Consider the following 22,133-nt stretch of genomic DNA (forward strand, 5'->3'; position numbering starts at 1 on the left):
ATCCATTCCGGCGAAGACCCCGGCAAGTGCCTCGTGACTATGTCACACGAACGGCCCAGCGCACTGTTCACGCCCTCCTTTCCTCGCAAGAACCATTTCCAAAAGAAAACGCCCCGTGGTGTCGCCCCCTCACCCATCCGGATCCCACTGGATGCAGACCACCCACGGTCACGATCAAGTTGGACTGTCGAGGCGGCAGTTCCCCCACTCGGTCGGTTCTGGAGACCGCCGTCCAGCAGACGAACAGAGGGAGTACCGGTGCTGACCGTGAAGAAGACCCGCGCCCTGACCCTGGCCGCACTGCTGAGCACGTCCGGTGTGGGCATCGCCGCGTCGGCCGCCGCCGAGAACCTGGCGACCCCCCGGACGGTGGTGCCGTGCGGCGACGTCGACGAGCTGATCAGACAGATCAACAACGCCAACACCATCGGCGTCGGGTCCATCACGCTCTCGGCCGGCTGTTCTTACAAGATCACCAGTCCGGCGGTGGCCGGTGGCCCCTACGGAGCCGACGGACTTCCCGTCATCACCGCGAACGTGACCATCAGCGCCGACTCCGCCACCATCACCCGTACGGCGACCACCGCCTTCCGCATCGCCGAGGTGGCCCCCCAGGGCTCCCTCACCCTCAACGGGATCACCGTGTCGGGCGGCAGCGCCACAGCCGATCCCGGCACCGTCGGCGGCGGCATCCTGGCCCGGGGACGTCTCACCCTGAGCAACAGCCGGGTCACCGGCAACACCGCCGCGGGCACGGGCGGCGGCATCGAGGTGGCCCCCGGCGGCAGCGCGGACCTGTCCGGCGGCGTCGTCACGCTGAACACCGCCTCCGACGGCGGGGGCGTCCACGTCGACAACTCCGGCCGGCTGACCGTCAGCAGCGCGTCCGTCAACGGCAACACCGCGACCTTCACCGGCGGAGGAGTGGCCACCAACGGGACCACGGTCCTCAACAACACGACCGTCCACGGCAACCGGACCGACACCTTCGAGGGCGGCGGCATCTACACCGCGACCGGGCCCCTGACCGTCAACGGCGGGACGGTCGACGGGAACACGGCCGCCTCCTACGGGGGAGGCATCGCCAACTTCGGCAGCACCGTGCTCCTCCAGGGCGCGTCGCTGTACCGCAACACCGCCGCACTCGACGGCGGCGGCCTGTACAACCAGGTCGGCAGCGCTCAGCTGATCGCCGGTGAGGTCACCGGGAACGGGGCCGGCGGCCATGGCGGCGGAATCTTCCGGGCCGGCGGCTCGGTCGCCGTCACGGGCACCACCGTCACCGGCAACACGCCCGGCAACTGCGCCCCGGCCGGCAGCATCCCCGGCTGCCCCCAGTGACACACGACTCGCTTTGCCACCAAGGCAGTTGACTGTTCGCGAACGCGAAAAGATTTGACAGTGCCGGACGGGTTACCTGGGGGACATGGAGCGGACAAGGGAATCCGATCAGCCGGACGAACCCACGCAGCTGTCGAAACGGTCGTGGTGGGCGGCGTTGAAAGGCACGGTGAAGGAGTTCCAGGACGACGATCTCACCGACCGCGCCGCGGCACTCACCTACTACGGCGTGCTGTCGATGTTCCCGGCCCTGCTGGTGCTGGTCTCCCTGCTGGGCGTCGCCGGTGAGTCGGCGACCCAGGAGGTGCTGGACAACATCCAGCGACTGGCCCCGGGTTCGGCGCGGGACATCATCGGCAACGCGGTGCAGGAGTTGCGCGGCCGGGGCGGCGTCGGCTCGGTCATGGCCGTCGCGGGCATCCTGCTGGCGGTGTGGGCGGCCTCCGGCTACATCGCGGCGTTCATCCGCTCCGCCAACGCGGTGTACGACATCCCCGAGGGCCGGCCCGTGTGGAAGATCCTGCCCGTCCGGGTGGGTGTGACGGTGCTGCTGCTGGTGCTGGCGGTGATCAGCGCGCTGATCGTGGTCTTCACCGGCGGGGTGGCCCGTCAGGCCGGTGCGGCCCTCGGGTTCGGCGACGTGGCCCTGACGGTGTGGTCGATCGTGAAGTGGCCCGTGCTGGTCGTCCTGGTCACGATGATGATCGCGCTGCTGTACTGGGCGACACCCAACGTCAAGGGCCGCGGTTTCCGGTGGGTCACGCCGGGCAGCGTGCTGGCGCTGGTGATCTGGCTGGCCTCCTCGGCGGGTTTCGCCTTCTACGTGTCGAACTTCGCCTCGTACAACAAGACCTACGGCACGCTCGCCGGCGTGATCGTCTTCCTGGTGTGGTTGTGGATCAGCAACATCGCCATCCTGCTCGGCTTGGAGTTCGACGCGGAACTGGCCCGTCGCCGCGCTGTCGCCGGTGGCCTCCCGGAGGACGCGGAACCCTATCTGCCGCCCCGTGACACCCAGGCCTGGAGCGAGGAGGAGCAGCGCCGCGTGGAGCAGGAGACGGCGCGGGCGACCGAGACGGAGAACGAGACGGAAAACGAGATGGAAAGCGGGACGGGCAGCGAGACGGAAGAGGAGGTGCGGCACCGCTCCCGATGACGGGGCGGGAACCGTTCACGGTTCGCGGTGTTCGTGCGCCGCGCGCTCCAGCGTCTCGGCCTCGGCCTCGGCGAGCCGGGTCTCCGCCGCCACGTCGATCGACCGGGTCAGCAGCCAGTAGAGCACCGCGGACACCGGCAGGCCGACGAAGAGGGAGATGTCGCCACCGTCGAGCGCCTTGGCGACCGGGCCGACGTACAGGGTGCCCACGGAGAAGAACGGCACCATCGCGGCGAACCCCACCAGATAGGCGATGATGCCGTGCCAGCCCCAGCGCCCGTAGATGCCGTGCGGGTTGAAGATCTCGGCGACCGCGTAGTGCCCGCGGCGCACGACGTAGTAGTCCATCAGGTTCACCGCGGTCCACGGGATGAACAGGTAGAGGACCAGCAGCAGGAAGTTCTCGAAGTTGCTCAGGAAGTTGGACGTCGCGGCCAGCGCGCCGATCACGGACAGGGCCGCGGTGAGCCCGATGGTCACCAGCCGGACGGTCAGGGTCGGTGTCACCCGCCGGAAGGAGTCGATGGCGCTGATGAGCGTGAGCGACCCGCCGTACATGTTCAGCGCGGTGACGGACACCAGACCGAGCGTGGCGAAGAGCAGCACGATCGCACCGAACCCGTCGAACACCTTGTCGCCGGCCGCGTTGATCGAGGCGATCGTGTCGAAGCCCTTGCCGGCCCAGGCGGCCAGCAGTGCCCCGAGGACCATCAGCCAGATACCGCCGAGCGCGGAGCCGAAGTACGTCCAGTAGAAGGTCTTGCGGACGGTGACGTCCGGCGGGAGGTAGCGCGAGTAGTCCGAGACGTAGATCGCCCAGCTGATCTGGTAGCCGGCGACCACGCCGAACTGGGCGAGGAACGGCGTCCACGCGAAATGGCCGAGGTCGAACGACCCCGGCGGGTAGTGCAGGGTGACCAGGACGCCCACCGTGAAGACGCCGAACACCACGAGGAAGGTGTACGTCAGGACGCGTTCGGCCTTGTGGATGATGTCGTAGCCCACCAGCGCGATGACGAAGGCGATGGCGGTCACGACGATCACCCACAGCTTGACGCCCCCGTGCAGCGTGCTGTGCAGGGACTCTCCGGCGAGGATGGTGTTGAAGACGTTGAACCCCGCGTACTGCACATAGGCGAAGATCCAGACCAGCAGGGCACCGACGTAGCCGAACTGGGGCCGCGACTGGATCATCTGGGGGAGCCCGAGCTGTGGCCCCTGGGCCGAGTGGAAGGCCATGAAGAAGGTGCCGATGACGGTGCCGGCCACGATCGCGATGAGCGACCAGATCAGGTTGCCGCCCGCGGTGATGCTGACCAGTCCCACCGCCAGCGTCGCGATCTGCGCGTTGGACATGAACCACAGGGGGCCCAGGTGCCACAGCTTGCCGTGCCGCTCGTCCAGTGGGACGTAGTCGATCGACCGGATCTCCAGGCCCGTCACCCCGGGGGCGGATGTGGTGGTCATGGTGCCTCCCGAGTACTCGTCCGCCCCTGTGGCCATGGTCTTCCCCCGTCCGTGGAAGTGCCAGCCAGCGGATGGTCAAGTCGTCGCCCCGGAGCCGGTGCGTTCCGCGTGTCGACCCCGAGGGGTCGGGTACTAGGAGAGCCCGGCCGACGCCCGGGGCCGAACGGGGACGTCCGGGGCAGGGCCGGAGCGGAGATGGGAGTGGTCATGACGCAGAACGGGGAGGACGTGACGCTCGCCCGACGACGGGCGGAACTCCACTTGGCGGCGGACGACCCCGGGGGGACACCGGTGGCCGGCGAGCCCGTACCGCACCCGGAGGCGCGGGAACTGCCCCAGGACCGCAGCCAGGCGATCCTCGAGGCGGCCAAGCGGGTGGGTGCGGTCCTCAAGCGCGCCGGACACGCCTTCGCGCTTGCCGGGAGCGTGGCCGTGTACGCGCACGGCGGCAGCCGGCATCTGCAGCACGACGCCGACTTCTGCATCCTGCCCGAGGACGCCGAGGCGGTCGCGCAGACACTGCGCGAGGCCGGGCTGGGCGTCCGGATGCCGCCCGAGGACTGGCTGCTGAAGGCGACCTGCTTCGAGCAGGACGTCGACGTCATCTTCGAGTTGGCGCACCGGCCCGTCACCCCGGACCTGCTGGAACGGGCGCAGTACCTGTCGGTCGACTCCGTGCACATGCCCGTCCTGGCGCCGACCGACCTCATGCGCAGCCTCGTCACCGCCTTTTCCGAGCACCACTGCGACTTCGGGTCCGTGCTGCCCGTCGCCCGGGCGCTGCGCGAGAAGGTCGACTGGGAGGAGGTACGGAAGTCCTGCGGGGACGAGCCGATGCCCGCGGCCTTCCTCTTCCTCCTCGAACGCCTGCACGTCATCGAACCGCAAGAGGAGCAGCCATGACCGACCAAGGCGCCGTCCACGCGCCTGGTGCTCCGGTGGCCGAACACGCCGAACATCTGGACTACCGCGTCGCCCACCTCGCCGAACGCCTGGCCGCGGGGCCACTCGGCGAGCTGGGGGTGCGTGCCGAGATCCGGGGCGAGGCCGTCCTGCTGACCGGCACGGTGCCGTCCGCGCAGTGCCGCGACGACATCCTCCGCCAGGCCCGTGAGGCACTTCAGGGACATCCGGTCCACTCGGACATCTGTGTCGCGGGGACCTCCTCGCCCGGTGAGGCGGAGGAACTCGCATGATCCGGGTCGCGGCCGTGGGAGACATCCACATGGGGCCCGAGAGCCAGGGAGTGCTCAGGCCCTCGTTCGAGACACTGCCCGAGTGCGCCGACGTACTGCTGCTGGCCGGGGATCTCACCCGGCACGGCACGCCCGAGGAGGCCCAGGTCGTGGCCCGGGAGATCAAGGACCTCGGGGTCCCGGTGGTCGCCGTGCTGGGCAACCACGATCACCACGACGACCGACCCGACGAGGTCACCGCCATCCTCCGGGACGCGGGCGCGCACGTGCTCGAAGGGCAGGCGGTCGTCGTGACCGGCGACGACGGGCCCCGGATCGGCGTGGCCGGCACCAAGGGGTTCGGCGGCGGGTTCGTCGGGCGCTGCGCCGGGGAGTTCGGTGAGCCGATCATGAAGGAGTTCGTCCGGTACTCCCGGCGCTGCGCCGACGCGCTGCGTGACTCCTTGCGGGAGCTGGACGAGTGGGGGTGTGACGTACGGGTCGCCCTGACGCACTTCTCACCCGTGCCGGACACCCTCGCCGGGGAACCGCTGGAGATCTATCCCTTCCTCGGCAGCTACCTGCTGGCCGAGGCCATCGACACGGCGGGCGCCGACCTCGCGGTGCACGGGCACGCACACGCGGGCACCGAGCACGGGATGACCGGTGCGGGCGTCAAGGTGCGCAACGTGGCCCAGCCGGTCATCGGACGAGCCTTCCACGTCTACCACCTGCCGGAACGAGGAGCGTCGCCGGACTGACGCCCCGATTCGTACCGGAGTGTGGCCGACGACACGTCATCAGTCGGGGCCCGGCCGGGCTACCGTTTTACCGAGTTCTCCTCCTCGTCTTCCTCCCTCGGAAGACCCGGTACCAGCTCGGACGGCCCCGTAGTGCTCACAGACCTCTCCCCGCTCATAGCGGCGACCGCCCAATGGCTGACGCGCGCCTACCCGCCCAGCGGCGGGGCGCTGGCCCGCGCCCTGTGCGAGGTGCAGGCGCGGCAGGCCGTCACCGTCGCCGCCTGGCTGCGGTACCCGACCGCGATGGACGCCGCCCTGGTCGGCATGGCGGGCCCCGGTGGCTCCGCCGCGCTGGACTGGATCAGCGGCGCCACCGTCCACGAGGACGACGAGTCGGAGACATGGGCCTGGCGGACCTGGGTGGACGAGGTCGTCGCCAGCTGGGCGGCCGGACTGCTCACCGACCCGCAGCTGGCCGCCCTGGCGGTGGCCGCGCTCGCCGAGGGCGAGCACACCACCGGTACGCCGGTCGAGTTCCGGCGTCTGACCGACCCCGACGAGGCGGACCGCCGGGCCGCGGCCCTGCTGCGCCACCCCGACCTCCTGGCGCCCGTCGCCGAACTCCACCACGCCCAGCTCCTGGACCGTCTCGACCCGGGCCGGGCACTGGCGGCCTGAGCGCCCCGAACAGCCCGCAGTCCCCTGGTCCCGTGGTCCGGCCCCGCCCGGGAACGCCGTCCGCCCGCCCGGGGCCGCCTCTCAGGCCGCCGTGTCCAGTGCCGCCTGCCCCGCGACGTCGCCTTCCCGGGCCGGCAGGGCGACCGGGGACGGGGTGCGGCGGACGCGCAGGAGGAGGGCGGTGGCGACGGGGGCCGCGATGAGCAGGCCGCCCGTGACAAGGGCGCCCCGGGCACCGGCGTACTCCATGAGGAGGCCCAGGGCCGGCGGACCGCCGAGACTCCACACCGTGCCGATGCTGCTCCACACGCCGAGGACGCGGCCCCGCAGATGGGCCGGCGGGTCGGTCTGCAGGACGGCCGTGCCCGCGGTGTCGGAGACGGACTCGACCACGGCCATGGGGAGGACCAGCACCAGCAGCACGGCCAGTGACGGGGACAGCCCGGCCGCCACCTGCAGCAGGGCACCCGAGGCGGCCAGTGTCCCCACCAGCCGGACGGAGGGCCGGCGCATCCGCGCCCCGAGGACCGCGCCGAGGATGCCGCCGACCGCGAGGACGGTCGACACCGTGCCGAACGCGCCCGCGCCGCCGGCGAGCGGGCCGGTGACGAGCACGGCCAGCGTCAGCCCGTAGTTGCGGCCGAAGACCGAGCTGAGCCCGGTGACGGCGGCGAGCGCGACCAGCCGGGGCCGGCGTGCGAAGTACCGCAGGCCCTCCCGCACGGTCATGTCGCCGGCGGACGCGTCGGGGCGGGTGGCGGTGACAGGGCCGGGCGCGGTACGGGCCGCCGCGGCCCGCGCGGGGCGCAGGAACGGCACGACCGAGGCCACGAACAGGAACGACAGCCCGTTGGCCGCGTACGCGGCGGCCGTGCCGAGGAAGCCGACCGTCAGACCCGCGAGGCCCGTGCCGGCCAGCCGGCCCGCGCTGTGCACCAGCGCGCCCACGCCGATGGCGGAGGGCAGGTCCTCGGCCGGCACCAGATCGTTCCCCAGCAGGGCGCACGCCGGCGCGTCGACGGTGGCGATGATGCCGGTCACCGCGGACAGCACCAGCAAGGCGGTCATGTCGAGCCGGTCCAGCGCCACCAGCAGCGCCGTCACGAAGGCGACCGCGCCGAGCAGCACCTGGCTCACGGCGACCGTGAGCTTGCGCGGCCAGCGGTCGACGGCGGCGCCGCCCAGCAGGCTCATGAACAGCGCCGGAGCGGCCTGCACGGACATCGACAGACCGGTCGCCGCCGCGGAGCCGGTGATCTGCAGCACGAGCAGGTTCTGCACCGTGAGCTGCATCCACGTACCGGCGTTGGACACGAAGTTGGCGGCCGACCACCAGCGCATGCCGCGGTGCCGCAGCGACCGCCACGGGGAGCGCGAGGGCTTCCGGGGCGGCACGGGCACGGTTTTCGGCGCAGGGGAGGGCAGGGCGGGGGCGGAAGGCACAGTGCGGTTCTCGGCAGACGTCAGTCAGGGGGGACCGGCGGAAACCAAGGACGCCGGCTGCACTGCACGGCCGCTCCACCGAGTCGGTCACGGCGCCGACCATGTTGACAGAAGGGACGGCCGAGTCGATGACACCGACCGCCGGGGAGGGCCTCGCACAAGTACCAACTCCATCTGAACGTTCGGTACTTGGCATGCCGAGTGGGTTTGCTCACAGGGGCGCAGCTGGATTCAAGGGCTGAAGCCGACTGCCGAACGGTCAGCCGGAAAAGGGCAGCGAAAAGCCCGCCGCCAGGGCGACGGGCCCGTTTCGGCTTCTGCCGGGAGTCCGGCCGGAAGAACCTCAGTCCATCTTGCCGCGGCCCGACAGCGCGTCCCGCAGCCGGTCCACCAGTCCGGCGCCCGGCGCCAGCATCTTGTTGGCCGGGGGCTTGTCCGGGGCGGTCGGATGGGGCCGTGTCGGTGCCGTCTTCTTCGCCTGGCGGACCTTGTCCCCCAGTTCGTCCAACGCGTCCGGGGGACACGCCGCCCGCAGCCTCGGGAAGAGGTTCTCCTCCTCGTCCGTCACGTGCTCACGGATCTCGCTCATCAGCGAGGTGATCAGCCGGTCGAAGTCCGGGTGGTCGGCGTCGCAGCTCTCGAGGTCCTTCATGATCTGCTCGGCCTTGGCGTGGTCCTCGAGCTCCTTGTCCGCCAGGGCTCCACCGCCGTCCACGTGCTCGCGCACGGCCGGGTACAGATAGGCCTCCTCGGCCACCGAGTGCCGCACCAGCTCCATCGTGGCCTGGTCGGCGTACACCTTGCGCTTCTTGTCACCGGAAGGCAGCGCCTCGATCTTGCCGAAGAGCTCCTCGACCTCGCGGTGATCGGTCACCAGCTCGTCGATGACGTTTCCACCGTGTCCCATGTCCTTCACCTCCAGCCCCCGAGTGCCCGGCCGCGGACGACTCACACGAATCGCGCGTACAGCCCAGGTTTCGCACAATAGACATCAACGTGTGAAAACAACTGGGACGGGAACCCCGTGTCAGTGCCGTCGAGACCACGGCGGCCACTGGAGTCGCACAGCGCTTCCCCTGCCCCCCACGACCGGTTCTTTCACTCCCCCCACATCCCGCTTTTCCCGCGCCGGGCGGGTTCACGCCCGGCTGCCGGGGTCCCTTGCGCCCGATCGCGCCCACGGGGCCCGTGACGCGGACGAAGGACCTTCCATGACTGATGCGACGACGCGCGTCCCCTGGGGACGGGCCGTGGTCACCGGCGGTGCCGGTTTCCTCGGCAGCCACCTGTGCGAGCACCTGCTGAATGCGGGTGTCGAAGTCGACTGCGTCGACAACCTGCTGTCCGGATCACCCGACAACGTCGCCCACCTCGACGGCCGCCCCGGCTTCCGGTACGTCGAGGCCGACGTCTGCGCGTCCGACGTGCTGCGGCGACTGACGGGACCGTACGACCTGGTCCTGCACTTCGCCTGCTGCGCCTCACCCGCCGACTACCTCCGGCTGCCCCTGGAGACGCTGGACGCCGGCAGCCTGGGCACCCGCAACATGCTGGCCCTCGCCGAGCGTGACGGGGCACGTCTCCTGCTCGCCTCGACCTCCGAGGTGTACGGCGACCCGCTCGTGCACCCGCAGCGCGAGGACTACTGGGGCAACGTCAACCCGGTCGGCCCGCGCAGCGTCTACGACGAGTCCAAGCGGTTCGCGGAGGCGCTGGTCACCGCCCATGTGCGCACCAAGGACGCCGACGCCGGGATCGTCCGTCTGTTCAACACCTACGGGCCCCGGATGCGCGCCCACGACGGCCGCGCCGTGCCCACCTTCGTCTGCCAGGCCCTGGCCGGCGAGTCGCTGACGGTGGCGGGCGACGGCAGCCAGACCCGCTCGCTGTGCTACGTCGACGACACCGTCGAGGGCATCCTGCTGGTCGCGGCGAGCCGCTCGGTACGGCCCGTCAACATCGGCGGCAGTGACGAGGTCCCCGTCCGCGACATCGCCCGCCGCATCGTGGAGCTGACCGGCTCCTCCTCCCGCATCGAATACGTCGAGCGCCCCGTCGACGACCCGCAGCGCCGGCGCCCGGACACCACGCTCGCCCGCGAACTGCTCGGCTGGGCGCCCCGCGTGCCCTGGGAGGAGGGCATCAAGCAGACCATCGCCCACTTCGCCGCGGTGCCGCCGGTCCGCGAACCGGCCCCGCAGCCGTAGAGAGGTCACCCGCACCCGCGGGAGCCGACCCCCACCCCGCCACGGAGGCAGCATGCGCGTCCTGGGAATCAACGCCCTCTTCCACGACCCCGCCGCGGCCCTGGTCGTGGACGGCCGGATCGTGGCAGCCGCGGAGGAGGAGCGCTTCAGCCGGCGCAAGCACGGCAAGCGGCCCGTTCCCTTCTCCGCCTGGGAACTGCCCGAACTGTCCGCCCGATGGTGCCTGGACCAGGCCGGGCTGACCCCCTCCGACCTCGACGCCGTCGCCTACTCTTACGACCCCGGACTCGCGCGGCCGGCCGAGCAGCTGGGCCTGCACGACCCCTGGGACCACCTGCGCCAGCAATACGCCCGCCGGGCACCGGAGTTCCTCGCCGAGGCGCTCCCCGGCCTGGACCCGGAGAAGGTGCGGTTCGTCGCCCACCACGTCGCCCACGCCGCCTCGGCCGGTCAGGCCTCCCCGTACCCGGACTGCGCCGTACTGGTGCTGGACGGCCGCGGCGAATGCGGCTCGCACCTCGCCGGACGCTACGTCAACCGCGAACTGACCGTGCTGGGCTCGCAGTCGCTGCCCGACTCCATGGGCCTGTTCTACGAGGACCTCACCCAGCACCTCGGATTCCTGCGCAGCAGCGACGAGTTCAAGGTGATGGCCCTCGCCTCCTACGGCAAGCCGCGCTTCCTCGACCAACTGCGACCCCACGTCGGCCTCGACGGACAGGGCGGCTTCCGGGCACGGACGGTGCCCTGGGCGTCGCTGGTCCCACCGCGCCCGGCGGGCGCCCCCTGGTCGCAGGACCACGCCGACCTGGCGGCCAGTGCCCAGGCCTGCCTGGAAGAGGTCCTGCTCGGCCTCGTGCGGTGGCTGCACGAGCGCACCGGCGAGGACGTGCTGGCGCTGGCCGGCGGAGTGGCGCTCAACTGCGTGGCCAACACCCGGATGCACCGCGAAGGCCCCTTCGAACGGATCTGGGTGCAGCCCGCCGCCGGGGACGCGGGCACCGCGCTGGGCGCCGCCCTGCACCTCGCGCACCAGAAGGAGACGGTGGAGGCGATGCCGACCGCCGCCCTCGGCCGCGGCTGGAGCGACGACGAACTGCGCGCCTGGCTGGAGCGGGCGGCCGTCCCCTACGAGGAGCCCGACGACATCGCCGAGACCGTCGCCGAGGAACTCGCCCGGGACGGTGTCGTGGCCTGGTTCCAGGGCCGCAGCGAGTACGGCCCCCGAGCCCTCGGCCACCGCTCGCTGCTCGCCCACCCCGGACGCGCCGAGAACCTGGAACGCCTGAACGCCGTGAAGGGACGTGAGGAGTTCCGGCCCGTCGCCCCGATGGTGCTGACCGAACGGGCCGGTGAACTCTTCGACGGGCCGCTGCCCAGCCCCTACATGCTGTTCGTGCACGAGGTCGCCGAGGCGTGGCGGGAGCGGATCCCGGCCGTCGTCCACGTGGACGGCACGGCCCGCATCCAGACCGTGGACCGCGCGGACGAACCGCTGGTGGCCCGGATGATCGACGGGTTCGAACGCCGGACCGGGCTGCCCGTGGTGGTCAACACCAGCCTCAACACGGCGGGCCGGCCCATGGTCGACGACCCGCGCGACGCCCTGGAGTGCTTCGGCTCCGCGCCCGTGGACCTGCTCGCGCTCGGCCCGTTCGCGATCCGGCGGAAGAAGGTGTTCGCATGACGCATGCTCGTACGACAGGCGCCCCCGCCTACAGCGTCGTCATCCCGACGATCGGGCGCGACTGCCTCGCCGACTGCCTGCGCGCGCTGGCCGCGGCCACGACCGGCCACCCGCCCGAGGAGGTCGTGGTCGTGGACGACCGCCCCGAACCGGCCGGGCCGCTGCCCGTGCAGACGGCCGGGGTCCTCCTCGACCGGGTACGCACGCTGCGCAGCGGCGGGCGCGGCCCGGCCGCCGCCCGCAACACCGGCTGGCGCACGCTCACCACGCCCTGGACCGTCTTCCTCGACGACGACGTGCAGGTGCTCCCCGACTGGTCCGACCGCCTCGCGGAGGACCTCGCCCAGGCGCCCGCCGGCACGGGCGGCACCCAGGGACGCCTGACCGTGCCGCTGCCCGAGGACCGCCGCCCGACCGACTGGGAACGCGGCACCGCCGGGCTGGCGGATGCCGCCTGGGCCACCGCCGACATGGCCTACCGCACGTCGGCACTGACCCACGTCCACGGCTTCGACGAACGCTTCCGCCGCGCCTTCCGGGAGGACGCCGACCTGGCCCTGCGGGTGCTCGACGCGGGGTGGTCGCTGCATCGCGGGCGGCGCGTCACCCGCCACCCGGTGCGCACGGCCGACCGGTGGGTGTCCGTACGCGCCCAGCGCGGGAACGCCGACGACGCCCTGATGCAGTACCTCCACGGCCCCGGCTGGTGGGACCGGGCCCGTGCCCCCCGCGGCAGGCTGCCCCGGCACGCCGTCGTCACCGCCCTCGCGTTCGCGGCACCCGTGCTCGCCCTGACCGGCCGCCGCCGCGCCGCATCGGCCGCCGGGATCCTGTGGGCGCTGGGCACCGCCGAGTTCGCCATGGCCCGTATCCTGCCCGGCCCCCGGACCGCGTCGGAGGTCGCCACCATGGCCGCGACCAGCGTGGCCATCCCCCCGCTGGCGGTCAGGCACTGGCTCACCGGGCTGGTACGCCACCGCGGGGCCGAACCGCTGAAGGCCGCATCGCTGAAGGCCGTACCGCCGGCGGCCGCACCGCTGGGGAGCGTGACATGAGCGCCGCCACGACGCGCCGCAGCGGGCCCGCCCCGCCCGCGGACCCGGCCGTCAGGGACGCCCCCGCCGCCGTGGAGGACCCCGTGCACCCCCGGCCCGCGGGACACACCCGCGTGACCGCCGTCCTCTTCGACCGCGACGGCACCCTGGTGGAGGACGTGCCCTACAACGGCGACCCCGAGCAGGTGCGGCTGCTGCCCGGCGCCGAGGAGTCCGTGGCACTGCTGCGGTCGGCCGGCATCCCCACCGCGGTGGTCAGCAACCAGTCCGGCATCGGGCGCGGACTGCTCACCGACGCCGATGTGCGCCGCGTCAACGACCGGGTGGACACCCTGCTCGGCGGGATCGGCACCTGGGTGTACTGCCCGCACCTGCCGGAGGCCGGCTGCCCCTGCCGCAAGCCCCGCCCGGGCCTGGTCCTCGAGGCCGCCCGCCGCCTGGGCGTGGACCCGCGGAGCTGCGTGGTGATCGGCGACATCGGGGCCGACGTCCTGGCCGCGCGGGCCGCGGGCGCCCGGGCGGTGCTGGTGCCCAACGCGGTGACCCGGCCCGAGGAGGTCGCGGCGGCGCCGGAGACCGCCGGCGACCTGCTCACGGCCGTACGGCGGATCCTCACCGGGGAACGAGGTGAGCGCCCGTGAAGGCCGTGGCCATACGTCCCGACAGCCTCGGCCGTGTGCCGTCGGCAGGGCCGGTCGTCTGGGTGGGCGGTGCTCGCCGCTCACCCGGCGGGTCCTGGTGCGGGCCGAGTGCCGTGTCCGCGGCCGTTCCGCCGCCGGCGCTCCGCCGTGGCCTCGGCCCGCGGGGAGGTGACCGCTCGTGAAAGCCCTGGTCGTACGCCTCGACAGCTTCGGTGACGTGCTGCTCGCCGGTCCCGCCGTACGCGCGGTCGCCGCGCACGCCTCGCACGTCACGATGCTGTGCGGGCCGCGTGGCGAGCCCGCCGCCCGCCTGCTGCCCGGCGTGGACGACGTGATCGTGTGGGAGGCGCCCTGGGAGGGCTTCGACCCGCCGGCCGTGGACGCCGCGGACGTCGACGGCCTCGTCGGACGGCTCGGGGAGGCCGCTCTCGACATCGCGCTCGTCCTGACCTCCTTCCACCAGAGCCCGCTGCCCACGGCCCTGCTGCTGAGGCTGGCCGGGGTCGGACGGATCGGCGCCGACAGCGTCGACCACCCCGGCCGCCTCCTCGACGTACGCCACCGGCGGCTGCCCGGCCGGCACGAGGTGGAGGCCGCGCTCGACACCGCCGCCGCCATGGGCTTCCCGCCCCGCCCGGGCGACGACGGCCGGCTGCGCGTCGTCCCCCCGCCCGACACCGTCGCCCTGACCGGCGACGGCCCGTACGTCGTCGTCCACCCCGGCGCCAGCGCGCCCGCCCGCGCCTGGGGCCCGGGGCGCTGCGCCGAGGCCGTCGCCCTGCTCACCGACGCCGGCCACCGGGTCGTCGTCACCGGAGGTCCCGGAGAGCTCGATCTCACCCGGCGGGTCAGCGGCGACACCGGGGTGGACCTCGGCGGCCGAACCGACCCGCGGACCCTGGCCGGCGTGCTGCGCATGGCCGACGCCGTGGTGTGCGGCAACACCGGGCCCGCCCATCTGGCGGCGGCCGTCGGGACGCCGGTGGTCTCCTTGTTCGCGCCGGTGGTCCCGGCCGAGCGGTGGGCCCCGTACGGCGTGCCGTGCGTGCTCCTCGGCGACCAGCGGGCGCCGTGCGCCGACAGCAGGGCCCGGCGCTGTCCCGTCCCCGGCCACCCGTGCCTCCAGGAGGTCACGGCCGAGGACGTGGTGAGCGCGGTGCGGAAGCTGACCAAGCAGCACACATGACCCAGGAGAGCCCATGAACGTCCTTGTCTGGCATGTGCACGGCTCGTGGCTGACCTCGTTCGTGCAGGGGCCGTACACCTTCCTCGTGCCGGTGCTGCCCGACCGGGGGCCGGACGGCCTCGGCCGGGCGCGCACCTGGCAGTGGCCCGGGTCCGTGCGGGAGGTGAGCCCCGCCGGGCTGCGCGACGCCGACATCGACCTGATGGTGCTCCAGCGGCCGCACGAGCTCGAGCTGGCCCACGAGTGGACGGGCCGCCGCCCCGGCGTCGACGTGCCCGCCGTGTACGTCGAGCACAACGCCCCGCACGGGACGGCCGACGGCACCCGCCACCCGCTGGCCGACCGCACCGACATCCCCGTCGTGCACGTCACCCACTTCAACCGCCTGATGTGGGACAACGGCCGGGCCCCGACCGAGGTGATCGAGCACGGCATCATCGACCCGGGCCACCTGTGGACCGGTGAGGAGACCAGCGCCGCGGTCGTCGTCAACGAGCCGGTGCGCCGGGGCCGCACCACCGGCACCGACCTGCTGCCGCTCTTCGCGCGCTGGGCCCCGCTGGACGCCTTCGGCATGCGTACCGAGGGCCTCGCGGACCACCTGGGGATCCCGCCCGACCGCTGCCGCAGCCGGGACCTGTCCCAGGGCGAACTGCACCCGGCGATGGCCCGGTGCCGCCTCTACGTCCACCCGATCCGCTGGACCTCGCTCGGACTGTCCCTGCTGGAGGCGATGTTCCTCGGCATGCCGGTGGTCGCCCTGGACACCACGGAGGTGCGTGAGGCGGTCCCCGAGGGAGCGGGGGTGGTCTCCAACCGGTTCGACGTGCTCGAGGACGCGGTCCGGGGATTCCTCGCCGATCCCGCGCACGCCCGGCTGACGGGGGAGGCCGCCAGGGCTGCGGCACAGGCCCGCTACGGAGAGCGGCGCTTCCGGGACGACTGGGAGCGCCTGATCAAGGAGGTCACCCGATGAGCCACAGCTACCCCTCGGCCGGCCGCGTCGCCATGGTGTCCGAGCACGCCAGCCCGCTGGCCGAGCTCGGCGGACCGGACGCGGGCGGCCAGAACGTGTACGTGGCCCAGGTCGCCCGGCAGCTCGCCCGCCGCGGCCACGAGGTCGTGGTGTACACGCGCCGGGACGACCCCCGGCTGCCGGACCGGGTCACCACGCCGGACGGCGTGAAGGTGGCGCACGTACCCGCCGGCCCGGCGGCCCCGATACCCAAGGACGAACTCCTGCCCTACATGCCGGAGTTCGGCGCCTGGCTGGCCCAGGAGTGGGCCGCGGAGCCGCCCGACGTGGTGCACGCCCACTTCTGGATGTCCGGCACGGCCGCCCTGGCCGGCGCACGCGACCTGGGCATCCCCGTGGTGCAGACCTACCACGCCCTGGGCACCGTGAAGAAGCGCTACCAGGGACCCGCCGACACCAGCCCGGCCGACCGGATCGCGATCGAGACCGCCGTGGGCCGCGAGGCCGGCGCGATCATCGCCACCTGCCGGGACGAGGTGGCCGAACTGGAGGCCATGGGCCTGCCCCGCAGGAACATCTCGATCGTGCCCTGCGGGGTGGACCCCGAGGAGTTCGCCCCGGTTCCGGAAGCGATGCGCGAACGGCGTGCGCTCCGGCGGCTGCTGACCGTCGGCCGGCTCGTCCCCCGCAAGGGCTTCGACCGCGCCATCCGCGCCCTCGCCGACGTCCCCGACGCCGAACTCCTCGTCGCCGGCGGCCCCGAACAGGCCCTGCTCGCCGCCGAACCGGAGGCCGAGCGGCTCTGGGCGATCGCCGAGGAGTACGGCGTCGCGGACCGGGTGACCCTGCTGGGCGGGGTGAGCCGCGAGGCGATGCCCCGGCTGATGTCCAGCGCGGACCTCGTGCTCTCGCTGCCCCGTTACGAGCCGTTCGGCATCGTCCCCGTCGAGGCGATGGCCTGCCGGGCCCCCGTGGTCGCCACCGCCGTCGGCGGCCAGCTCGACACCGTCGTCGACGGTCGCACCGGGGTCCTGGTCCCCGCCGGCGACGACTCACCGGACGCGGACCACGCCGTCGGCGCGACCGTCCGCCGCCTGCTCGACGACCCGGCCCTGCTCGCCCGCTACGGCGACCGGGGACGGCAGCGCGTCCTCGACCGCTACACCTGGGACCGCGTGGCCGACGGCGTGGCCCGGGTCTACAGCGCCGTCTCCTCCGTCCCCTCGCTCTCGGGAGTCGTCCGATGAAACTCGTCACCGACGTCACGCACTGCGACGACCTGATGAAGGCCCTCGAAGGATTCCGCGAGGACGCCCCGCTCATCCAGCGCTGGGGCACCGCGCTCGCCGGCCGCCTCGGCGGCGGTGCCCGGCTGCTGGTCGCGGGCAACGGCGGCAGCGCGGCCCAGGCCCAGCACCTGACCGCCGAACTGGTCGGCCGCTACCGCGACGACAGGCCCGCGTTCTCCGCGCTCGCCCTGCACGCCGACACCTCCGCCACCACCGCCATCGCCAACGACTACGGCGTCAGTGAGATCTTCGCCCGGCAGGTCGCCGCCCACGGCCGCGACGGCGACCTGCTGATGCTGCTCTCCACCAGCGGCGCCAGCGCCAACCTGCTGGTCGCGGCGGAGGAGGCACACCGGCTCGGCATGACCGTCTGGGCCCTGACCGGCCCCGCGCCCAACCCGCTGCAGGCCGCCGCCGACGAGGCCCTGTGCGTCGAGGCGGCGACCGGCGCCACCGTCCAGGAACTGCACCTGGTGGCCGTGCACATGGTCTGCGAGGCTTTCGACCAGGCCGCCGCCCAGGGGGAGCGGGAACAGCGGGCGCGGGAACAGCGGGGGCCGGAGCAGCGGGCCGGGCAGGGACGGCGACGGCACTGGGCGGCGGCGGGGGAGGACGCCGTATGACCGCCCCCGCACCGCTGCTCGTCGTCGGGGACGCGCTGCTCGACCACGACCTGACCGGCCGGGCCGAGCGCCTCGCCCCCGACGCGCCCGTGCCGGTGGTCGGCGGGGTCCGGCGTGCCACCCGCCCGGGTGGCGCCGCCCTCGCCGCGTGGCTGGCCGCCGCCGACGGCCGGGAGGTCACCCTGGTCACCGCGCTGGGCGACGACCCGTCCAGCAACGACCTGCGCGAGCTGCTGGCCGGCCGGGTCCGCCTGGTCGAACTGCCCCTGACCGGAGCCCTGTCCAGCAAGACCCGCGTCCTGGCCGAGGGCAGGCCCCTGTTGCGACTGGACGACGGCGACGGGCGGGCCCAGGACGCCACCGTCGGCGCCCGCCGGGCGGTCGCCGACGCCGGGGCCGTCCTCGTCGCCGACTACGGCCGCGGTACCGCGGACGCGCTGCGCGAGCCGCTGATCCGCGCGGCGGCGCACGTACCCGTCGTCTGGGACCCGCACCCGCGCGGTGAACCGCCGGTGCCCGGCGTCCGCGTGGCGACCCCGTCGGCGACCGAGGCCCGCGCCTTCGCGAGCCGTCTCGGCGGCGCGGACGAGCCGGAGCACGAAAGCGAGCTGCGCACCGCCGCCCGGGACGCCGACACCCTGGTCCACGCCTGGCGCGCGGCCTCCGTCACCGTCACGCTGGGCGGCCGGGGCGCGCTGCTGTCGCATGGCGGAACCCCGCTGATGGTGCCCTCGCCGGTCACCGCCGAGGGCGACGCCTGCGGAGCCGGGGACCGGTTCGCCGCGACGGCCGCAGGGCTCCTGGCGGACGGCGAACTCACCGAGAACGCCGTCCGCGGGGCCGTGCACGCCGCCACCCGCTACGTCGCCGAAGGCGGCGTCCGCTCCCTCGGCGCCCTCGACACCGGCGCCGGTGCCGACGACGAGCCCCGCCCGGCCGCGGCGGACGAACCTACCGAGGACGCCCTGCGCACCGCCGCCCGGGTCCGCGCGGCAGGCGGTACCGTCGTCGCCGCGGGCGGCTGCTTCGACCTGCTGCACGCCGGCCACGTCGCCCTGCTCCAGGCCGCCCGCCGCACCGGGGACTGCCTGATCGTGTGCGTCAACTCCGACGCGTCCGTGCGCCGCCGCAAGGGCGACGGCCGCCCGTTCGTGCCCCAGGCCGACCGGATCCGGGTGCTGCGCGCCCTGGAGTGCGTCGACGCGGTCGCCGTGTTCGACGAGGACACCCCCGAGCGCCTGCTCGGCGAACTGCGCCCGCACATCTGGGCCAAGGGCGGCGACTACGCCGTGGCCGAGCTGCCGGAGGCCTCCCTCGTGGCGAGCTGGGGCGGCCAGGTCGTCCTCTTCCCCTACCTGGACGGCCGGTCCACCACCGGCATCGCCGAGCGCGCCGCCCTGGGCCCGCGCCCCGAGCACCTCACCCGGACCGGCCCCGACGCACGGAGGTGACGATGCCCCCCGCACCGGCCGGCCCCCACGGCGCCGGGATGGTCCGGACAGCAGGGCCCAGGCCCCGTCTGCTGGTGCTGCGCGCACTGGGCCTCGGCGACCTCCTCGCCGGGGTGCCCGCACTGCGCGGCATCCGCCGGGCCCACCCCGGGCACCACATCGTCCTGGCGCTGCCCCCCGCGCTCACCGAGGCCGCCCTGGCCACCGGGACCGTCGACGAGGTGCTGCCCGCCGAGGCGCCGGACCGCGGCGTGCCCTCGCTGGAGCACTGGCCGGGACCGGCCCCTAGCCTCGCGATCGACCTGCACGGCAACGGGCCCGAGAGCCGCGACGCCCTCGCCGCGCTCCGCCCCGGGCGCCTGCTCGCCTTCGCCCACCCCGGGCAGGAGCCCCGCCGCCCCGCCGACTGGCGGCCCGACGAGCACGAGCGCGAGCGGTGGTGCCGTTTCCTGCGGGCGTACGGCATCCCCGCCGACCCCGACGACGTACGCCTGCCCGCGCCGGACGCGCCCTCCCCGGCACCCGGCGCGGTCGTCGTGCACCCCGGTGCGGAGGCCGCCGCCCGCCGCTGGCCCGCCGAGCGTTACGCCGACACCGTGCGGCGGCTGCGCTCCGCCGGCCACCGGGTCGTCCTCACCGGCGGCCCGAAGGAGGACGGCCTGGTGCTGGACGTCGCCGCCCGCGCCGCCCTGCCCGCGGGGGACGTCCTGCGCGGCGGGCTGCCCTTCGGCGCCCTGTCGGCGCTCGTCGCCCACGCCGCGCTGGTCGTCAGCGGGGACACCGGCCCCGCCCACCTGGCGGTGGCGCACGGCACACCGTCCGTCACCCTCTTCGGCCCGGTGCCGCCCCACCTGTGGGGTCCGCCCCCCTCCCCGCGGCACCGCGCCCTGTGGCATCCCGGCCCGCCCGGCGACCCGCACGGCACCGCTCCCGACCCCCAGCTGCTGCGGATCACGGCCGACGAGGTGACCGGCGCCGCGCTCGCTCTGCTGCGATCCGGCCCGCCGAGCGCCCCGACCAGGAAGGGAGACGACGACCGTGTGCCCCCAGTCCCCTCGGCCCGCCCCTGACACGGCACCCGCCCGCACCGCCGCCCCGGACGGCCGGGTCACCGTCGCCGTGATCACCCGCCGCGCCAGCGTGCTGCGCACCCTCGATGCCCTGGCAGCGCTGCCCGAACAGCCGCCCGTCATCGTCGTCGACAACGGCATCGACGACACCACCCTGACGGCGATACGCCGTCACCCGGCGGCCGTCCGGGTCCTCAGGCCCGGCGGGAACACCGGCGCCCTCGGCCGAAACCTCGCCGTACGGCACGCCCGCACGCCCTACGTCGCCTTCAGCGACGACGACTCCTGGTGGGAGCCGGGCAGCCTGGGCCGGGCCGCCGACGTGCTCGACGCCCACCCCCGCCTCGGCCTGCTGGCCGCCCGCACCCTCGTCGGCCCCGACGGCACCGAGGACCCGCTCAACGACGTGCTCGCCGCCTCCCCGCTGCCACGCGAGACAGACCTGCCGGGCCGTCCGGTCCTGGGCTTCCTCGGCTGCGCCTGCGTGGTGCGCCGGGACGCCTTCCTCGCCGCGGGCGGATACCACCCGGTGCTCTTCTTCGGCGGCGAGGAGACCCTGCTCGCCTACGACCTCGCGGCCGGCGGCTGGGGCGTCGCCTACGAGCCCTCCCTGACCGCCCGCCACCACCCCGAGCCCTCACACCGCTCCGACCGCGGCCACCTCCAGCTCCGCAACGAGATCCTCACCTTCTGGATGCGCCGCCCGGTCCCGGTCGCCCTCAGGGCCAGCGCCCGCCTGACCGCCGCCGCCCTCACCGGCCGGTCCGCCGCCCGCCCGGCCCTGCGCGGGGTGCTCACCCGTCTTCCAGCCGCCCTCGCCCGGCGCCGCAGGCTGCCCCCGCACGTGGAGCGGGCGGCCCGGCTGCTCGACGGCCCCGCGCCCGCCACGACCCGGGAAAGCACACCGGCATGAACGCACGCACCACCGAACGCGACGACCGCACCACCGTCGTGGTGATCACCCACAACCGGCGCGCCGAACTCCTGCGCACCCTCCGGCTGCTGCGCGAGCTGCCCGAGCGGCCTGCGGTGACCGTCACCGACAACGGCTCCTGCGACGGCACGGCCGAAGCGGTCCGCCGCGACTTCCCCGAGGTGCGGCTGCTGACTCCGGGCCGCAACCTGGGCGCCGTCGGCCGCAACCTCGCGGTCCGCGGGGTGCGCACCCCCTACGTCGCCTTCTGCGACGACGACTCCTGGTGGGAGCCGGGCAGCCTGCGGCGCGCCGCGGACCTCCTCGACGCACGGCCGCGGCTCGCGGGCGTCACGGCCCGCATCCTCGTGGAACCCGGCGGCACCGAGGATCCCGTCGTACGGGAGCTGCGGGAGTCTCCGCTGACCGGACCCGGCTGGCTGCCGGGGCCGCCGCTGGGCTCCTTCCTCGCGGCGGCCACCGTGCTGCGCACCGACGCCTTCCGCGGCGCGGGCGGCTTCCACCCCGGCCTCTGGCTCGGCGGCGAGGAGGAACTGCTGGCCACCGACCTGCTGCGGCAGGGCTGGTGGCTGAGCTACGCCGAGGAACTGACGGTCCACCACCAGGCGTCCGTACTGCGGGACAGCACGGCCCGCCGGGTCCTCGGGCTGCGCAACACGCTCTGGTTCACCTGGCTGCGCCGCCCGCTCGGTCCCGCGGTGCGCCGCACCGCCCACCTGCTGGCCACCGTCCCCCGGGACGCCGCCTCGGCCCGCGCCTTCGCCCACGCGGCGGCCGGGCTGCCCTGGGTGCTGCGGCAGCGCGACCCCGTCCCGCCGGAGCTCGAGCGGCGGCTGACGGAGCTGCAACACGCCCGCCGTGACTCACCCGCCCGGCGGTACGTGGGCTGAACATCCCCGGACGCGGGGGGGGGGGGGGGGGGGGGGGGGGGGGGGGGGGCGGCGGGGGGGGGGGGGGGGGGGGGGGGGGCGGGGCGGGGGGGGGGGGGGGGGGCTATGAGAAGAGGGCAGC

At 74.0% G+C, this 22,133-nt stretch carries 20 protein-coding genes and 1 pseudogene; 18 read left to right on the forward strand and 3 right to left on the reverse strand.

Annotated elements, in window-relative coordinates:
• Positions 1-258: 258 nt before the first annotated feature.
• Both ACFYZQ_RS32090 and ACFYZQ_RS32095 read left to right on the forward strand, forming a co-directional pair.
• Positions 259-1,341 (forward strand): right-handed parallel beta-helix repeat-containing protein, encoded by a 1,083-nt coding sequence (locus tag ACFYZQ_RS32090; RefSeq protein WP_389155386.1) that lies wholly within the window; start codon positions 259-261, stop codon positions 1,339-1,341.
• An 85-nt stretch (positions 1,342-1,426) separates the two neighbouring features.
• A pseudogene (locus ACFYZQ_RS32095) lies at positions 1,427-2,392 on the forward strand (YihY/virulence factor BrkB family protein); the annotation flags it as partial.
• A gap of 120 nt (positions 2,393-2,512) precedes the next feature.
• Here ACFYZQ_RS32095 and ACFYZQ_RS32100 read toward each other — a convergent pair.
• Positions 2,513-3,964, reverse strand: a complete 1,452-nt coding sequence (locus tag ACFYZQ_RS32100; protein ID WP_389155389.1) for a purine-cytosine permease family protein — start codon at positions 3,962-3,964, stop codon at positions 2,513-2,515.
• A 207-nt stretch (positions 3,965-4,171) separates the two neighbouring features.
• On the opposite strand from ACFYZQ_RS32100, the gene ACFYZQ_RS32105 reads away from it, so the two are divergent.
• The 4 genes from ACFYZQ_RS32105 to ACFYZQ_RS32120 all read left to right on the forward strand — a co-directional run bounded on the left by ACFYZQ_RS32105 (position 4,172) and on the right by ACFYZQ_RS32120 (position 6,560).
• Positions 4,172-4,867 carry a hypothetical protein gene (locus ACFYZQ_RS32105; protein ID WP_389155392.1) on the forward strand — a complete coding sequence of 232 codons (696 nt, stop codon included), beginning with the start codon at positions 4,172-4,174 and terminating at the stop codon, positions 4,865-4,867.
• Positions 4,864-5,160: a BON domain-containing protein gene (locus ACFYZQ_RS32110; RefSeq protein ID WP_388789331.1), complete on the forward strand. Its 297-nt coding sequence runs from the start codon at positions 4,864-4,866 to the stop codon at positions 5,158-5,160. Before ACFYZQ_RS32105 ends, ACFYZQ_RS32110 begins: the two co-directional genes overlap by 4 nt.
• On the forward strand, positions 5,157-5,900 hold the full coding sequence (locus tag ACFYZQ_RS32115; RefSeq protein ID WP_389155394.1) for a metallophosphoesterase: 744 nt from the start codon (positions 5,157-5,159) through the stop codon (positions 5,898-5,900). The genes ACFYZQ_RS32110 and ACFYZQ_RS32115 overlap by 4 nt, the downstream gene beginning before the upstream one ends.
• Before the next feature lie 132 nt (positions 5,901-6,032).
• The gene (locus ACFYZQ_RS32120; RefSeq protein WP_389155397.1) at positions 6,033-6,560 is read left to right on the forward strand and encodes a hypothetical protein; all 528 of its coding nucleotides are present in this window, start codon (positions 6,033-6,035) and stop codon (positions 6,558-6,560) included.
• Between the two features lie 81 nt (positions 6,561-6,641).
• On the opposite strand, the gene ACFYZQ_RS32125 is transcribed toward ACFYZQ_RS32120, so the two are convergent.
• Together ACFYZQ_RS32125 and ACFYZQ_RS32130 are read right to left on the reverse strand one after the other, a co-directional pair.
• Positions 6,642-7,955: an MFS transporter gene (locus ACFYZQ_RS32125; RefSeq protein WP_389155400.1), complete on the reverse strand. Its 1,314-nt coding sequence runs from the start codon at positions 7,953-7,955 to the stop codon at positions 6,642-6,644.
• 391 nt (positions 7,956-8,346) lie between these two features.
• Positions 8,347-8,910 (reverse strand): hemerythrin domain-containing protein, encoded by a 564-nt coding sequence (locus ACFYZQ_RS32130; RefSeq protein ID WP_389155403.1) that lies wholly within the window; start codon positions 8,908-8,910, stop codon positions 8,347-8,349.
• A gap of 304 nt (positions 8,911-9,214) precedes the next feature.
• On the opposite strand from ACFYZQ_RS32130, the gene ACFYZQ_RS32135 reads away from it, so the two are divergent.
• The 12 genes from ACFYZQ_RS32135 to ACFYZQ_RS32190 all read left to right on the forward strand — a co-directional run bounded on the left by ACFYZQ_RS32135 (position 9,215) and on the right by ACFYZQ_RS32190 (position 22,012).
• The gene (locus ACFYZQ_RS32135) at positions 9,215-10,210 is read left to right on the forward strand and encodes an NAD-dependent epimerase/dehydratase family protein (RefSeq protein WP_389155405.1); all 996 of its coding nucleotides are present in this window, start codon (positions 9,215-9,217) and stop codon (positions 10,208-10,210) included.
• Positions 10,211-10,262: 52 nt separating this feature from the next.
• A complete protein-coding gene (locus ACFYZQ_RS32140; RefSeq protein ID WP_389155408.1) occupies positions 10,263-11,897 on the forward strand; it encodes a carbamoyltransferase in 1,635 nt (544 codons plus the stop codon).
• Positions 11,894-12,952 (forward strand): glycosyltransferase family 2 protein, encoded by a 1,059-nt coding sequence (locus ACFYZQ_RS32145; RefSeq protein ID WP_389155411.1) that lies wholly within the window; start codon positions 11,894-11,896, stop codon positions 12,950-12,952. The genes ACFYZQ_RS32140 and ACFYZQ_RS32145 overlap by 4 nt, the downstream gene beginning before the upstream one ends.
• Positions 12,949-13,593, forward strand: coding sequence for a D-glycero-alpha-D-manno-heptose-1,7-bisphosphate 7-phosphatase (locus tag ACFYZQ_RS32150; protein ID WP_389155413.1), 645 nt, complete (start codon positions 12,949-12,951; stop codon positions 13,591-13,593). Before ACFYZQ_RS32145 ends, ACFYZQ_RS32150 begins: the two co-directional genes overlap by 4 nt.
• Before the next feature lie 178 nt (positions 13,594-13,771).
• Positions 13,772-14,779, forward strand: a complete 1,008-nt coding sequence (locus tag ACFYZQ_RS32155) for a glycosyltransferase family 9 protein (protein WP_389155416.1) — start codon at positions 13,772-13,774, stop codon at positions 14,777-14,779.
• A 13-nt stretch (positions 14,780-14,792) separates the two neighbouring features.
• Complete coding sequence (locus tag ACFYZQ_RS32160) at positions 14,793-15,755, forward strand: glycosyltransferase (protein WP_389155418.1); 963 nt, start codon at positions 14,793-14,795, stop codon at positions 15,753-15,755.
• The gene (locus ACFYZQ_RS32165; protein ID WP_389155420.1) at positions 15,752-17,002 is read left to right on the forward strand and encodes a glycosyltransferase; all 1,251 of its coding nucleotides are present in this window, start codon (positions 15,752-15,754) and stop codon (positions 17,000-17,002) included. The genes ACFYZQ_RS32160 and ACFYZQ_RS32165 overlap by 4 nt, the downstream gene beginning before the upstream one ends.
• Positions 16,999-17,667 (forward strand): SIS domain-containing protein, encoded by a 669-nt coding sequence (locus ACFYZQ_RS32170; RefSeq protein WP_389155423.1) that lies wholly within the window; start codon positions 16,999-17,001, stop codon positions 17,665-17,667. Before ACFYZQ_RS32165 ends, ACFYZQ_RS32170 begins: the two co-directional genes overlap by 4 nt.
• Positions 17,664-19,118, forward strand: coding sequence for a D-glycero-beta-D-manno-heptose 1-phosphate adenylyltransferase (gene rfaE2, locus ACFYZQ_RS32175; RefSeq protein WP_389155426.1), 1,455 nt, complete (start codon positions 17,664-17,666; stop codon positions 19,116-19,118). Before ACFYZQ_RS32170 ends, rfaE2 begins: the two co-directional genes overlap by 4 nt.
• Positions 19,119-19,120: 2 nt before the next feature.
• Complete coding sequence (locus tag ACFYZQ_RS32180; RefSeq protein WP_389155428.1) at positions 19,121-20,188, forward strand: glycosyltransferase family 9 protein; 1,068 nt, start codon at positions 19,121-19,123, stop codon at positions 20,186-20,188.
• Positions 20,157-21,101 (forward strand): glycosyltransferase family 2 protein, encoded by a 945-nt coding sequence (locus ACFYZQ_RS32185; RefSeq protein ID WP_389155430.1) that lies wholly within the window; start codon positions 20,157-20,159, stop codon positions 21,099-21,101. Before ACFYZQ_RS32180 ends, ACFYZQ_RS32185 begins: the two co-directional genes overlap by 32 nt.
• Complete coding sequence (locus ACFYZQ_RS32190) at positions 21,098-22,012, forward strand: glycosyltransferase family 2 protein (protein ID WP_389155432.1); 915 nt, start codon at positions 21,098-21,100, stop codon at positions 22,010-22,012. Before ACFYZQ_RS32185 ends, ACFYZQ_RS32190 begins: the two co-directional genes overlap by 4 nt.
• Positions 22,013-22,133 lie beyond the last annotated feature (121 nt).

The sequence above is a fragment of the Streptomyces sp. NPDC001843 genome (assembly GCF_042891955.1).
Lineage (GTDB): Bacteria > Actinomycetota > Actinomycetes > Streptomycetales > Streptomycetaceae > Streptomyces.

Coding starts and splice junctions, on each gene's coding strand:
- ACFYZQ_RS32190 (WP_389155432.1), top strand. CDS start 21,098: ATGAACGCACGCACCACCGAACGCGACGACCGCACCACCGTCGTGGTG.
- ACFYZQ_RS32105 (WP_389155392.1), top strand. CDS start 4,172: ATGACGCAGAACGGGGAGGACGTGACGCTCGCCCGACGACGGGCGGAA.
- rfaE2 (WP_389155426.1), top strand. CDS start 17,664: ATGACCGCCCCCGCACCGCTGCTCGTCGTCGGGGACGCGCTGCTCGAC.
- ACFYZQ_RS32135 (WP_389155405.1), top strand. CDS start 9,215: ATGACTGATGCGACGACGCGCGTCCCCTGGGGACGGGCCGTGGTCACC.
- ACFYZQ_RS32100 (WP_389155389.1), bottom strand. CDS start 3,964: ATGACCACCACATCCGCCCCCGGGGTGACGGGCCTGGAGATCCGGTCG.
- ACFYZQ_RS32110 (WP_388789331.1), top strand. CDS start 4,864: ATGACCGACCAAGGCGCCGTCCACGCGCCTGGTGCTCCGGTGGCCGAA.
- ACFYZQ_RS32170 (WP_389155423.1), top strand. CDS start 16,999: ATGAAACTCGTCACCGACGTCACGCACTGCGACGACCTGATGAAGGCC.
- ACFYZQ_RS32140 (WP_389155408.1), top strand. CDS start 10,263: ATGCGCGTCCTGGGAATCAACGCCCTCTTCCACGACCCCGCCGCGGCC.
- ACFYZQ_RS32150 (WP_389155413.1), top strand. CDS start 12,949: ATGAGCGCCGCCACGACGCGCCGCAGCGGGCCCGCCCCGCCCGCGGAC.
- ACFYZQ_RS32160 (WP_389155418.1), top strand. CDS start 14,793: ATGAACGTCCTTGTCTGGCATGTGCACGGCTCGTGGCTGACCTCGTTC.
- ACFYZQ_RS32130 (WP_389155403.1), bottom strand. CDS start 8,910: ATGGGACACGGTGGAAACGTCATCGACGAGCTGGTGACCGATCACCGC.
- ACFYZQ_RS32115 (WP_389155394.1), top strand. CDS start 5,157: ATGATCCGGGTCGCGGCCGTGGGAGACATCCACATGGGGCCCGAGAGC.
- ACFYZQ_RS32165 (WP_389155420.1), top strand. CDS start 15,752: ATGAGCCACAGCTACCCCTCGGCCGGCCGCGTCGCCATGGTGTCCGAG.
- ACFYZQ_RS32145 (WP_389155411.1), top strand. CDS start 11,894: ATGACGCATGCTCGTACGACAGGCGCCCCCGCCTACAGCGTCGTCATC.
- ACFYZQ_RS32180 (WP_389155428.1), top strand. CDS start 19,121: ATGCCCCCCGCACCGGCCGGCCCCCACGGCGCCGGGATGGTCCGGACA.